Annotated in this window: 10 protein-coding genes; 9 read left to right on the top strand and 1 reads right to left on the bottom strand. The window is 57.5% G+C overall.

What is annotated here, in order from left to right:
- The first annotated feature begins 221 nt into the window (after window positions 1-221).
- From ACA052_RS20805 to ACA052_RS20795, 3 genes are all read left to right on the top strand, one after another.
- Complete coding sequence (locus ACA052_RS20805; protein ID WP_497646576.1) at window positions 222-1073, top strand: glycine betaine ABC transporter substrate-binding protein; 852 nt, start codon at window positions 222-224, stop codon at window positions 1071-1073.
- Window positions 1074-1368: 295 nt separating this feature from the next.
- Entirely contained in the window at window positions 1369-1680 is a 312-nt protein-coding gene (locus tag ACA052_RS20800; protein ID WP_084320609.1) for a DUF485 domain-containing protein, read from the top strand.
- The gene (locus ACA052_RS20795) at window positions 1677-3335 is read left to right on the top strand and encodes a cation acetate symporter (RefSeq protein WP_497646575.1); all 1659 of its coding nucleotides are present in this window, start codon (window positions 1677-1679) and stop codon (window positions 3333-3335) included. The genes ACA052_RS20800 and ACA052_RS20795 overlap by 4 nt, the downstream gene beginning before the upstream one ends.
- Before the next feature lie 449 nt (window positions 3336-3784).
- Here ACA052_RS20795 and gltA read toward each other — a convergent pair whose 3' ends face one another.
- On the bottom strand, window positions 3785-5074 hold the full coding sequence (gene gltA, locus ACA052_RS20790; RefSeq protein ID WP_003222994.1) for a citrate synthase: 1290 nt from the start codon (window positions 5072-5074) through the stop codon (window positions 3785-3787).
- 363 nt (window positions 5075-5437) lie between these two features.
- Here gltA and sdhC point away from each other — a divergent pair, with 363 nt between their 5' ends.
- From sdhC to odhB, 6 genes are all read left to right on the top strand, one after another.
- On the top strand, window positions 5438-5812 hold the full coding sequence (gene sdhC, locus ACA052_RS20785) for a succinate dehydrogenase, cytochrome b556 subunit (protein WP_497646574.1): 375 nt from the start codon (window positions 5438-5440) through the stop codon (window positions 5810-5812).
- On the top strand, window positions 5806-6174 hold the full coding sequence (sdhD, locus tag ACA052_RS20780; RefSeq protein ID WP_059402221.1) for a succinate dehydrogenase, hydrophobic membrane anchor protein: 369 nt from the start codon (window positions 5806-5808) through the stop codon (window positions 6172-6174). Before sdhC ends, sdhD begins: the two co-directional genes overlap by 7 nt.
- 3 nt (window positions 6175-6177) lie before the next feature.
- Complete coding sequence (gene sdhA / locus ACA052_RS20775; RefSeq protein WP_090181632.1) at window positions 6178-7953, top strand: succinate dehydrogenase flavoprotein subunit; 1776 nt, start codon at window positions 6178-6180, stop codon at window positions 7951-7953.
- An 11-nt stretch (window positions 7954-7964) separates the two neighbouring features.
- A complete protein-coding gene (locus tag ACA052_RS20770) occupies window positions 7965-8669 on the top strand; it encodes a succinate dehydrogenase iron-sulfur subunit (RefSeq protein ID WP_010456852.1) in 705 nt (234 codons plus the stop codon).
- 261 nt (window positions 8670-8930) lie between these two features.
- A complete protein-coding gene (locus tag ACA052_RS20765; RefSeq protein ID WP_497646573.1) occupies window positions 8931-11762 on the top strand; it encodes a 2-oxoglutarate dehydrogenase E1 component in 2832 nt (943 codons plus the stop codon).
- A 42-nt stretch (window positions 11763-11804) separates the two neighbouring features.
- A complete protein-coding gene (odhB, locus tag ACA052_RS20760) occupies window positions 11805-13025 on the top strand; it encodes a 2-oxoglutarate dehydrogenase complex dihydrolipoyllysine-residue succinyltransferase (protein ID WP_497646572.1) in 1221 nt (406 codons plus the stop codon).
- Window positions 13026-13032 lie beyond the last annotated feature (7 nt).

Raw genomic sequence — 13032 nt, 5'->3', positions numbered from 1 at the left:
TTAATGGCGTTCTGATGTCGTTTCTCGATGCCTTGAGGTCGCTGACAGCACAGGTCGCGGATGGCGTCAGGTTGATTATCGACGCATCAGTGCTCTCATAGATAAATCGCGCTGATGTTCGAACGAGTTTGCGGTGAGGCGTGATGGGGGCGCTGTGCACCATAACAATACGTTGACGCGACTCGGCACCCGTCGAGCGCAGCACTTTCGGGGAAGTAACGATGAAGATGCGACGACTTTTAGGCGCAGGTGCCGCTCTGGTGCTTGCGATTGGCTCCACGATGGCCAGTGCCGAGAGCAAAACCCTGAGCATCGGTTACGTTGATGGTTGGTCCGACAGCGTCGCGACCACCCACGTGGCGGCCGAAGTGATCAAGCAGAAGCTGGGTTATGACGTGAAGCTGCAAGCCGTCGCCACCGGGATCATGTGGCAGGGTGTGGCCACAGGCAAACTGGACGCCATGCTGTCTGCCTGGCTGCCAGTCACTCACGGCGAATATTGGACCAAGAACAAGGACCAGGTCGTCGACTACGGCCCGAACTTCAAAGACGCAAAAATTGGCTTGATCGTGCCTGAGTACGTCAAGGCCAAGACCATTGACGATCTGAAAACCGATGAGAGTTTCAAGAAGCGCATCGTCGGCATCGACGCCGGTTCGGGTGTGATGCTCAAAACCGAGCAGGCGATCAAGGACTACGACCTGACCGGCTATCAACTCAAGGCCAGTTCCGGCGCCGGCATGATTGCCGAGCTGACCCGTGCCGAGAAGAAAAACGAATCCATTGCAGTCACCGGTTGGGTGCCGCACTGGATGTTCGCCAAATGGAAACTGCGCTTCCTCGACGATCCGAAAGGCGTTTATGGCGCGGCTGAAACCGTAAACAACATCGGCAGCAAAGATCTGGCAACCAAGGCACCGGAAGTGGCCAAGTTCCTGAAGAACTTCCAGTGGGCGTCTAAAGATGAGATCGGCGAGGTCATGCTGGCGATCCAGGACGGTGCCAAACCTGAAGCAGCGGCGAAGGATTGGGTCGCCAAACACCCTGAACGCGTTGCAGACTGGATCAAATGATTTGAGCTGACGCATCTGGTCAGCACCTTTCAAGGCCGCTTGGCATCAGTGCCAAGCGGCTTTTTTTTTTCCATGTGGGAGCGGGCTTGCTCGCGAAGGCGTCGTGTCAGCCAACGTTGATATCGACTGACACGACGCCTTCGCGAGCAAGCCCGCTCCCACATTTATTTAATGTGTGCCGGAAATTGGCAATTCTGTCATGTCGTTCTAATACTAAGGTCGTCTGGAACCTGTACCGCAGCCGCATAGAGTGGATACCGTTCCAACAATAATCTGTGCTGCGAGGATAAAAACAATGAACGACAGCATTTACCTCTCGATTCAAAACAGCCCGCGCTTCAAGGAGCTGGTTAGTAAGAGGGAACGATTCGCCTGGATTCTTTCGGCAATCATGCTTGGGCTTTACTCCGGATTCATCCTTTTGATTGCTTACGGGCCGCATATTCTGGGGGCGAAAATCAGCCCCGAGTCTTCGATTACCTGGGGGATACCGATTGGTGTCGGGCTGATTCTCTCGGCCTTTGTCCTGACTGCAATCTACGTGCGACGCGCCAATGGCGAATTCGACGACCTGAACAATGCGATTCTCAAGGAGGCTCAGCAATGATCCGGCGTCTAATGGCTCTATTGAGCATCGCAGCCTTTGCACCTGGCGCCTGGGCAGCTGAAGCCCTGACCGGCGAAGTGCACAAGCAACCGCTCAACGTTTCCGCGATCCTGATGTTCGTCGCGTTCGTCGGTTTGACTCTGTGCATCACCTACTGGGCTTCCAAACGCAACAAGTCGGCGGCCGACTACTATGCGGCGGGCGGCAAGATCACCGGTTTCCAGAACGGTCTGGCGATTGCCGGTGACTATATGTCGGCGGCGTCCTTCCTGGGTATTTCCGCCCTGGTGTTCACCTCTGGCTACGATGGCCTGATCTACTCGATCGGCTTCCTGGTGGGCTGGCCGATCATTCTGTTTCTGATCGCCGAGCGCTTGCGTAACCTGGGTAAGTACACCTTTGCCGACGTCGCGTCCTACCGCCTCGGGCAAACCCAGATCCGCACGCTGTCCGCTTGCGGTTCGCTGGTGGTGGTGGCGTTCTATCTGATCGCGCAAATGGTCGGTGCCGGCAAGCTGATTCAGCTGCTGTTCGGTCTCGACTACTACGTTGCGGTGATCCTGGTCGGTATCCTGATGTGCCTCTATGTGTTGTTCGGCGGCATGCTGGCGACCACCTGGGTGCAAATCATCAAGGCGGTTTTGTTGCTGTCGGGCGCCTCGTTCATGGCGCTGATGGTGATGAAGCACGTCAACTTCGACTTCAACATGCTGTTTTCCGAAGCGATCAAGGTTCACCCTAAAGGTGAGGCGATCATGAGCCCGGGCGGTCTGGTCAAGGATCCGGTCTCGGCGTTCTCCCTGGGCCTGGCCCTGATGTTCGGTACGGCTGGCCTGCCGCACATTCTGATGCGCTTCTTCACCGTAAGTGACGCAAAAGAAGCTCGCAAGAGCGTGCTGTACGCAACCGGCTTCATCGGCTACTTCTACATCCTGACGTTCATCATCGGCTTCGGCGCGATCCTGCTGGTCAGCACCAACCCGGCGTTTAAAGATGCGGCTGGCGCGTTGTTGGGCGGTAACAACATGGCGGCGGTGCACCTGGCCAACGCAGTGGGTGGCAGTATCTTCCTGGGCTTCATCTCGGCGGTAGCGTTCGCGACCATCCTGGCTGTTGTGGCCGGTTTGACCCTGGCCGGTGCCACGGCGGTGTCTCACGACCTTTACGCCAGCGTGATCAAGAAGGGTAAGGCCAACGACAAGGATGAGATCCGCGTTTCGAAAATCACCACCATTTTTCTCGGGGTGTTGGCGATCGGTCTGGGTATTTTGTTCGAAAGCCAGAACATCGCGTTCATGGTGGGCCTGGCGTTCTCCATCGCGGCAAGCTGTAACTTCCCGGTGCTGCTGCTTTCCATGTACTGGAAGAAGCTGACCACTCGTGGTGCGATGATCGGTGGCTGGATGGGGCTGATCAGTGCTGTTGGCTTGATGGTGCTTGGGCCAACCATCTGGGTGCAGATCATGCATCACGAGAAGGCTATCTTCCCGTATGAGTATCCAGCGCTGTTCTCGATGGCGATTGCCTTTGTCGGGATCTGGTTCTTCTCGATTACTGACAAGTCAACCGCTGCAGACAAAGAGCGGGCGCTGTTCTTCCCGCAATTTGTTCGTTCGCAGACAGGGTTGGGGTCGAGTGGGGCGGTTTCGCACTAAGGCTTCACGCTTTTATATATAAGCGACGTCGAATAGAAATGCCCCGGTCGAGAGATTGGGGCATTTTTTTTGGGCGGTTATCGGACTCAGGGCGTGAAGGGGCGGGCAGATCAAGATCGAGATCTAAAGCCAAGGCAACGGCAAGATCAAAAGATCGCAGCCTGCGGCAGCTCCTACAAAGATCGGTGTAGGAGCTGCCGAAGGCTGCGATCTTTTGATCTTGGCGCGCCGGCCCCTCGAGGGCATGCCGAGCCTGGGCGAGGCGCCGAACGAAAGGGGCAGAAACCCTTAGTTGCTTGGGGTTTTTCCAAGTGACTCGCTGTAAAAGCGAAATCGCCAGCGGCCACTACCCAAAAAACGGATATGCCCCCCAATCGCCACAAACAAAAACGGCCTCTATATAAGAGGCCGTTCCCGGTACAACTCAAGACGTTATCGCAAGACAGGTCTTATTTGCGGTCTTCCAGCTTGGTAATGTCACGCGACTCATAGCCGGTGTACAACTGGCGCGGGCGGCCAATCTTGTACGGGCTGGAGAGCATTTCTTTCCAGTGGGAGATCCAGCCGACGGTCCGCGCCAGGGCGAAGATCACGGTGAACATGCTGGTTGGAATGCCGATCGCCTTGAGGATGATCCCCGAGTAGAAGTCGACGTTCGGGTACAGCGAGCGTTCAATGAAGTACGGGTCGGTCAGGGCGATCTCTTCCAGGCGCATGGCCAGTTCGAGTTGCGGATCGTTGTTGATGCCCAGTTCCTTCAGCACTTCGTCGCAGGTCTGCTTCATCACGGTGGCGCGTGGGTCGCGGTTTTTGTAAACCCGGTGACCGAAGCCCATCAGTTTGAACGGATCGTTCTTGTCCTTGGCCTTGGCGATGAACTTGTCGATGTTCGAGACATCGCCAATTTCGTCGAGCATGGTCAGAACAGCTTCGTTCGCGCCGCCGTGGGCAGGGCCCCACAGTGCAGCGATGCCGGCGGCAATACAGGCGAACGGGTTGGCTCCCGACGAACCTGCCAGACGTACGGTAGAAGTCGATGCGTTCTGCTCGTGGTCGGCATGGAGGATGAAGATCCGGTCCATGGCCTTGGCGAGCACCGGGCTGATCGGTTTGATCTCGCACGGAGTGTTGAACATCATGTGCAGGAAGTTTTCCGCGTATGTCAGGTCGTTGCGCGGGTACATCATGGGCTGGCCCATGGAGTACTTGTAAACCATCGCGGCCAGGGTCGGCATCTTGGCAACCAGGCGGATCGCGGAGATTTCGCGATGCTGCGGGTTATTAATGTCGAGGGAGTCGTGGTAGAAGGCCGAGAGGGCGCCGACTACGCCGCACATGACGGCCATTGGGTGGGCGTCGCGACGGAAGCCGTTGAAGAACGTCTTCAACTGCTCGTGAACCATGGTGTGGTTTTTCACGGTGCTGACGAACTGGGCCTTCTGTTCTGCGGTCGGCAATTCGCCGTTGAGCAGCAGATAGCAGGTTTCCAGATAGTCCGACTTTTCAGCCAGCTGTTCGATCGGGTAGCCGCGGTGCAGCAGAATGCCGTTGTCGCCGTCGATATAGGTGATCTTCGACTCGCAGGAAGCTGTCGACATGAAACCAGGGTCAAAGGTGAAACGGCCCGTGGCCGTCAGGCCCCGAACGTCGATAACATCGGGACCAACGGTGCCGGTTAAAATGGGCAGCTCGACGGGGGCTGCGCCCTCGATGATCAACTGCGCTTTTTTGTCAGCCATGTGGCCTCCTATTTATGCTTGAAATCATCAGACAGACCCCCCACGCAGGGCCCGCACCACTATAGTGAGATAAATTCGAATGTCAATTTGCCTAAAGTCTTGCTCCAGAAGGCTTTAACCGGACTTTTTCCTCGAATTTGACTGCCATTTACGCCTTTTATCCAACTTGTGCAATGAGCTATTTGGGGTAGGTGAACGCGTTGTCATTAGTAGCCTAACTGTCTATACTCGGCCTCCGACCGCCAGGGGCTTTTGGGCCTGCTTTATTGGGGGTCGCACTCCCTGGGTGGTGGGTACCTGACCAGTGCACTCCCCAACAACTTTGCCCTGATTGTTAGGGGCTCTTCAGTGTGAAAAAAAGCCGTGAATAGCCAACGACCTGTAAACCTAGACCTAAGGACCATCAAACTCCCAGTCACTGCTTACACGTCCATTCTTCACCGAGTCTCCGGAATCATCCTCTTTATCAGCCTGGCCATCATGCTTTATGCATTGGACAAGTCGCTGAGCTCTGAAGAAGGTTTCGGCCAGGTGAAAGCGTGTCTGACCAGTCCGCTAGCCAAGCTAGTGATTTGGGGCATCCTGTCCGCCTTGCTGTATCACCTGGTTGCCGGTGTGCGCCATTTGATCATGGACATGGGCATCGGCGAGTCGCTTGAAGGCGGCAAACTGGGCTCGAAAATCGTTATCGCCGTTTCCGTGGTGGTAATCGTTCTGGCAGGAGTTTGGATATGGTAACTAACGTCACGAACCTGTCGCGTTCGGGCCTCTATGACTGGATGGCACAGCGTGTGTCTGCGGTCGTTCTCGCGGCTTACTTCATTTTCCTGATCGGATACGTCGTCGCCCATCCTGGCCTCGGCTACGCCCAATGGCATGAACTGTTCGCAAGCAACTGGATGCGTATTTTCAGTCTCCTGGCGCTCGTTGCCCTCGGCGCTCACGCCTGGGTCGGCATGTGGACCATCGCGACCGACTACCTGACGCCAATGGCGTTCGGCAAGTCTGCGACTGCAATACGTTTCCTCTTCCAGGCAGTATGCGGCGTCGCGATGTTCGCGTACTTCGTCTGGGGTGTGCAGATTCTTTGGGGTATCTGATTCATGTCTACTACAGTTAATACGCTTTCGTTCGACGCCATCATCATTGGCGGCGGCGGTGCTGGCATGCGCGCTGCTCTGCAGCTGGCACAGGGTGGTCACAAGACTGCCGTAGTTACCAAGGTTTTCCCGACTCGTTCGCACACTGTATCCGCCCAGGGTGGCATTACCTGCGCCATCGCCTCGGCCGATCCGAACGATGACTGGCGCTGGCACATGTACGATACCGTCAAGGGTTCCGACTACATCGGTGACCAGGACGCTATCGAATACATGTGTTCCGTTGGCCCGGAAGCAGTCTTCGAGCTCGAGCACATGGGCTTGCCGTTCTCCCGTACCGAACAGGGCCGCATCTATCAGCGTCCGTTCGGCGGTCAGTCCAAAGACTTCGGTAAAGGTGGCCAGGCTGCACGTACTTGCGCCGCTGCCGACCGTACCGGTCACGCACTGCTGCACACCCTGTACCAGGCCAACCTCAAGGCCGGCACCGTATTCCTCAACGAATACTACGGCGTCGACCTGGTGAAGAACGAAGACGGTGCCTTTGTCGGCATGATCGTCATCTGCATCGAAACCGGCGAAACCTCGTACGTCCGCGCTAACGCCACCGTTTTGGCGACCGGCGGTGCAGGTCGTATCTACTCGTCCACCACCAACGCCCTGATCAACACCGGTGACGGCGTCGGCATGGCCCTGCGTGCTGGCGTGCCGGTACAAGACATCGAAATGTGGCAGTTCCACCCGACCGGCATCGCCGGCGCCGGTGTACTGGTTACAGAAGGTTGCCGTGGTGAAGGTGGTTACCTGATCAACAAGCATGGCGAGCGTTTCATGGAGCGTTATGCTCCGAACGCCAAAGACCTTGCAGGTCGTGACGTTGTTGCTCGCTCGATGGTGAAAGAAATCATCGCCGGCAACGGTTGCGGTCCGGATGGCGACCACGTAATGCTGAAACTCGATCACCTTGGTGAAGAAGTTCTGCACAGCCGTCTGCCAGGCATCATGGAACTGTCCAAGACCTTCGCTCACGTCGATCCAGCCGTGGCGCCGATTCCGGTCGTTCCAACCTGCCACTATATGATGGGCGGCGTGCCAACCAACATTCATGGCCAGGCAATCACCCAGGACGCTGACGGCGTTGACCAGATCATCCCGGGCCTGTTCGCTGTAGGCGAAGTGGCCTGCGTATCGGTTCACGGTGCCAACCGTCTGGGCGGCAACTCGCTGCTCGACCTGGTGGTATTCGGCCGTGCGGCCGGCCTGTTCCTGGAACAGACTCTGAAAGAAGGCGTTGATTACGCCCGTCCTCGCCAGTCCGACATCGACGCTGCCCTGGCACGTCTCGATGGCCTGAACTCGCGTACCGAAGGCGAAGACGTCGCTACCCTGCGTAAAGAGCTGCAAAGCTGCATGCAGAATTACTTCGGTGTATTCCGTACCGGCGAATACATGCAGAAGGGTATCGCTCAGTTGGCTGATCTGCGTGGCCGTATCGCCAACGTCAAGATCAACGACAAGAGCCAGGCGTTCAACACCGCTCGTATCGAAGCGCTGGAACTGCAGAACCTGCTGGAAGTGGCCGAAGCCACCGCCATCGCTGCAGAGATCCGCAAAGAGTCCCGCGGTGCTCACGCCCGTGAAGACTACGAAGACCGCGACGACGAAAACTGGCTGTGCCACACCCTGTACTTCCCGGGTGACAAGCGCGTCACCAAGCGTGCTGTGAACTTCTCGCCGAAGACTGTTCCGACTTTTGAACCTAAGATTCGGACTTATTAAGGGTGGCCGCCATGTTGCAAGTCAGTGTTTATCGCTACAACCCTGATCAGGACGCTGCGCCGTTCATGCAGGAATTCCAGGTCGATACCGGTGGTAAAGACCTGATGGTGCTGGACGTGCTGGCCCTGATCAAAGAGCAGGACGAAGGTTTCTCCTATCGTCGCTCTTGCCGTGAAGGTGTTTGCGGTTCCGACGGCATGAACATCAACGGCAAAAACGGCCTGGCGTGTGTCACGCCGCTGTCTTCTGTCGTAAAAGGTAACAAGCTGATCGTTCGTCCGCTGCCAGGTTTGCCGGTTATCCGTGACCTGGTCGTCGATATGAGCATCTTCTACAAGCAATACGAGAAGGTTAAGCCATACCTGCAGAACGACACGCCGGCCCCGGCCATCGAACGTCTGCAGACCCCGGAAGAGCGTGAAAAGCTGGACGGTCTGTACGAGTGCATCCTGTGCGCTTGCTGCTCGACTTCCTGCCCATCCTTCTGGTGGAACCCGGACAAGTTCCTGGGTCCAGCTGCACTGCTGCAAGCGTATCGCTTCCTGGCAGACAGCCGCGACACCAAGACTGCCGAGCGTCTGGCTTCGCTGGATGACCCGTTCAGCGTATTCCGCTGCCGCGGGATCATGAACTGCGTCAACGTCTGCCCGAAAGGCCTGAACCCGACTAAGGCCATCGGACACGTACGTAACATGCTGCTGCAAAGCGGCGTGTGATTCAGCTGCTGTACCCGTAACACCGCTGTACCGTAGATGCTACGGCGCAGGCTTCAACCGGCGCCGTAGTTTTAACCTGAGCAGCAGCCCATAAAGCTGCGGCTCTTATTTTGAAGAAATGAGACAAGCAGGGGCATCCGGGCTGGTACCCGGACTATCAGCGTGATCCTAAGTGGCTTGTTTTGGTCGCTGCATTCGGACTTCTGCAAGTTTGCTCGGTGTCGACGCCGGTGGTGTTCCCCTAACCGAGGGTGACCAAGCATGCAAGAAAGCGTGATGCAGCGCATGTGGAACAGCGCCTACCTATCCGGTAGTAACGCTGCCTATGTGGAAGAGCTCTACGAGCTCTACCTGCACGACCCTAACGCTGTGCCAGAAGAGTGGCGCACCTATTTCCAGAAGTTGCCTGCTGACGGCAACACTGCCACCGATGTTTCGCACTCCACAATTCGCGATCATTTCGTCTTGCTGGCAAAGAACCAGCGCCGCGCACAACCGGTTTCCGCCGGCAGCGTGAGCAGTGAGCACGAGAAGAAGCAAGTTGAAGTGCTGCGATTGATCCAGGCCTACCGTATGCGTGGCCACCAGGCAGCCCAGCTTGACCCGCTGGGGCTGTGGCAGCGTCCTGCACCTGCAGACCTGTCGATCAATCATTACGGCTTGACCAATGCCGATCTTGATACGACCTTCCGTGCCGGCGACCTGTTCATCGGCAAAGAGGAAGCGAGCCTACGCGAAATTCACGAAGCGTTGCAGCAGACATATTGCCGCACCATCGGCGCTGAATTCACGCATATCACCGATTCCGAGCAGCGCCAGTGGTTCCAGCAGCGTCTGGAAAGCGTGCGCGGCCGTCCGACGTACTCCGCCGACATCAAGAGCCACCTGCTTGAGCGCGTCACCGCCGGCGAAGGCCTGGAAAAATACCTGGGCACCAAATACCCGGGTACCAAGCGTTTCGGTCTGGAAGGCGGCGAGAGCCTGATTCCGATGCTCGACGAGTTGATCCAGCGTTCCGGTTCCTACGGCACCAAGGAAATCGTGATCGGCATGGCCCACCGTGGCCGTCTCAACGTACTGGTCAACACCTTCGGCAAGAACCCGCGCGAGCTGTTCGACGAGTTCGAAGGCAAGAAGAAGGTCGAGCTGGGTTCCGGTGACGTCAAGTATCACCAGGGCTTCTCGTCCAACGTGATGACCGCCGGCGGTGAAGTTCACCTGGCCATGGCATTCAACCCGTCCCACCTGGAAATCGTTTCCCCGGTGGTCGAAGGTTCGGTTCGCGCCCGTCAGGATCGTCGTAACGACCCTACCGGCGAGAAGGTTCTGCCGATCTCCATCCACGGTGACGCGGCATTCGCCGGTCAGGGCGTGGTCATGGAAACCTTCCAGATGTCGCAGACCCGCGGTTTCAAGACCGGCGGCACTGTGCACATCGTGATCAACAACCAGGTCGGTTTCACCATCAGCAACCCGCTGGACGCCCGCTCTACCGAGTACGCGACCGACGTTGCAAAAATGATCCAGGCGCCGATCCTCCATGTGAATGGTGATGATCCGGAAGCCGTATTGTTCGTGACCCAGCTGGCCATCGACTACCGCATGCAGTTCAAGCGTGACGTGGTCATCGACATGTTCTGCTACCGTCGTCGCGGCCACAACGAGGCCGACGAACCTAGCGGTACCCAGCCTCTGATGTATCAGCAGATCGCCAAGCAGCGCACCACCCGTGAGCTGTACGCCGATCGCCTGACCCAGGGCGGTGTGCTGGACGCAGAGCGTGTTCAGGCGAAGATCGATGAATACCGCAACGCGCTGGACAACGGTCTGCATGTTGTAAAAAGCCTGGTCAAAGAGCCGAACAAAGAGTTGTTCGTGGACTGGCGTCCGTACCTGGGCCACGCCTGGACTGCGCGTCACGACACGAGCTTCGACTTGAAAACCTTGCAGGAACTGTCCGCCAAGCTGCTGGAAATTCCAGAAGGCTTCGTGGTTCAGCGCCAGGTTGCCAAGATCTACGAAGACCGTCAGAAGATGCAAGCCGGCGGCCTGCCGATCAACTGGGGTTACGCCGAAACCATGGCGTACGCGACTCTGGCGTTCGAAGGTCACCCGATTCGCATGACGGGTCAGGACATCGGTCGCGGTACGTTCTCGCACCGTCACGCTGTCTTGCACAACCAGAAAGATGCGGGCACCTACATTCCGCTGCAGAATCTGTACAAAGGTCAGCCGCGTTTCGACCTGTACGATTCGTTCCTGTCCGAAGAAGCCGTTCTGGCGTTCGAATACGGTTATTCCACCACCACGCCTGAGGCGCTGGTGATCTGGGAAGCCCAGTTCGGCGACTTTGCCAACGGTGCCCAGGTGGTTATCGACCAGTTCATCACCAGTGGCGAGCACAAGTGGGGCCGTCTGTGCGGTCTGACCATGCTGCTGCCGCACGGTTACGAAGGTCAGGGACCGGAGCACTCTTCGGCTCGTCTGGAGCGTTACCTGCAGCTGTGCGCCGAGCACAACATTCAGGTGTGCTTGCCGACGACGCCTGCCCAGATCTACCACTTGCTGCGCCGTCAGGTGATTCGCCCGCTGCGCAAACCATTGGTAGTCCTGACTCCGAAGTCGTTGCTGCGTCACAAACTGGCCATCTCGACTCTGGAAGACCTGGCTGAAGGTTCGTTCCAGACCGTTATCCCGGAAATCGATGTTCAAGACCCGAAAAAGGTCGAGCGCATTGTTCTGTGCAGCGGCAAGGTCTACTACGACTTGCTGGAAAAACGCCGTGCCGAAGGTCGTGACGACATCGCCGTCGTGCGTATCGAGCAGCTGTACCCATTCCCTGAGGACGACTTGAACGAAGTCCTGGCTCCTTACACCAACCTCAAACATATCGTTTGGTGTCAGGAAGAGCCGATGAACCAGGGTGCGTGGTACTGCAGCCAACACCACATGCGTCGCATCGTCGGCAATCACAACAAAGCGCTCGTTCTCGAGTACGCCGGTCGTGATGCTTCCGCTGCACCTGCTTGTGGTTATGCATCGATGCACGCCGAGCAGCAGGAAAAACTGCTGAAAGACGCCTTTACTGTTTAACGCCTTCGCGCACCTGAAACCGAATTTAAGGACCCACAGATAATGGCTATCGAAATCAAAGCCCCCACTTTCCCGGAATCGGTTGCCGATGGCACCGTTGCCACCTGGCACAAACAACCGGGCGACGCCGTCAAGCGTGATGACCTGATCGTCGACATCGAAACCGACAAGGTTGTGCTGGAAGTGTTGGCGACTGCCGACGGCGTGCTGGGCGCAATCGTCAAGAACGAAGGCGACACCGTTCTGTCCGACGAAGTCCTGGGCTCCATCGAAGCGGGCGGTGCTGCTGCCGCTCCAGCTGCTGCCGCTGCTCCGGCCGCTGCACAAGCTGCTGCTCCTGCCGCCGAAGGCGAAGACGATCCTGTTGCTGCACCGGCTGCTCGCAAGCTGGCTGAAGAAAACGGCATCAACATCGCTTCCGTTGCCGGCACTGGCAAAGGCGGTCGTGTGACCAAGGAAGACGTGGTAGCGGCTGTTGCTGCCAAGAAAGCCGCGCCGGCTGCCGCGCCTGCCAAGGCCGCTGCTCCGGCCGCTGCTGCTCCGGTGTTCGCTGCTGGCGACCGCATCGAGAAGCGCGTACCGATGACCCGTGTGCGGGCCACCGTTGCCAAGCGTCTGGTTGAAGCTCAGTCGAACATGGCGATGCTGACCACGTTCAACGAAGTCGACATGACCGAAGTCATGGCCCTGCGCTCGAAGTACAAGGACCTGTTCGAGAAGTCCCACAACGGCGTACGCCTGGGCTTCATGTCGTTCTTCGTCAAAGCAGCCACCGAAGCGCTGAAACGCTACCCGGCGGTCAACGCGTCGATCGACGGTGCCGACATCGTTTACCACGGCTACGCCGACGTTGGTGTTGCTGTTTCCAGCGACCGCGGCCTGGTTGTACCGGTTCTGCGTAACGCCGAACTGATGAGCCTGGCTGAAATCGAAGGCGGCATCGCTGCTTTCGGCAAGAAAGCCCGTGACGGCAAACTGTCGATGGACGAAATGACCGGCGGCACGTTCACCATCACCAACGGTGGTACCTTCGGTTCGATGATGTCGACCCCGATCGTCAACCCGCCGCAAGCGGCTATCCTGGGCATGCACAACATTCTGCAGCGCCCTATGGCGATCAACGGTCAGGTCGTTATCCGTCCGATGATGTACCTGGCTCTGTCCTACGATCACCGTCTGATCGATGGCAAAGAAGCTGTGACCTTCCTGGTTACCATCAAGAACCTGCTGGAAGACCCGGCTCGCCTCCTTCTGGATATCTGATAGAGAG

Source organism: Pseudomonas sp. LBUM1644 (assembly GCF_059716195.1).
Note: the sequence above shows the minus strand (reverse complement) of the source record. Positions and strands in the feature narration are given on the sequence as shown.

Excerpts from the sequence above, each read along its gene's own strand:
- ACA052_RS20805 (WP_497646576.1), top strand. The coding sequence starts at position 222 with ATGAAGATGCGACGACTTTTAGGCGCAGGTGCCGCTCTGGTGCTTGCG.
- ACA052_RS20800 (WP_084320609.1), top strand. The coding sequence starts at position 1,369 with ATGAACGACAGCATTTACCTCTCGATTCAAAACAGCCCGCGCTTCAAG.
- ACA052_RS20795 (WP_497646575.1), top strand. The coding sequence starts at position 1,677 with ATGATCCGGCGTCTAATGGCTCTATTGAGCATCGCAGCCTTTGCACCT.
- gltA (WP_003222994.1), bottom strand. The coding sequence starts at position 5,074 with ATGGCTGACAAAAAAGCGCAGTTGATCATCGAGGGCGCAGCCCCCGTC.
- sdhD (WP_059402221.1), top strand. The coding sequence starts at position 5,806 with ATGGTAACTAACGTCACGAACCTGTCGCGTTCGGGCCTCTATGACTGG.
- sdhA (WP_090181632.1), top strand. The coding sequence starts at position 6,178 with ATGTCTACTACAGTTAATACGCTTTCGTTCGACGCCATCATCATTGGC.
- ACA052_RS20770 (WP_010456852.1), top strand. The coding sequence starts at position 7,965 with ATGTTGCAAGTCAGTGTTTATCGCTACAACCCTGATCAGGACGCTGCG.
- ACA052_RS20765 (WP_497646573.1), top strand. The coding sequence starts at position 8,931 with ATGCAAGAAAGCGTGATGCAGCGCATGTGGAACAGCGCCTACCTATCC.
- odhB (WP_497646572.1), top strand. The coding sequence starts at position 11,805 with ATGGCTATCGAAATCAAAGCCCCCACTTTCCCGGAATCGGTTGCCGAT.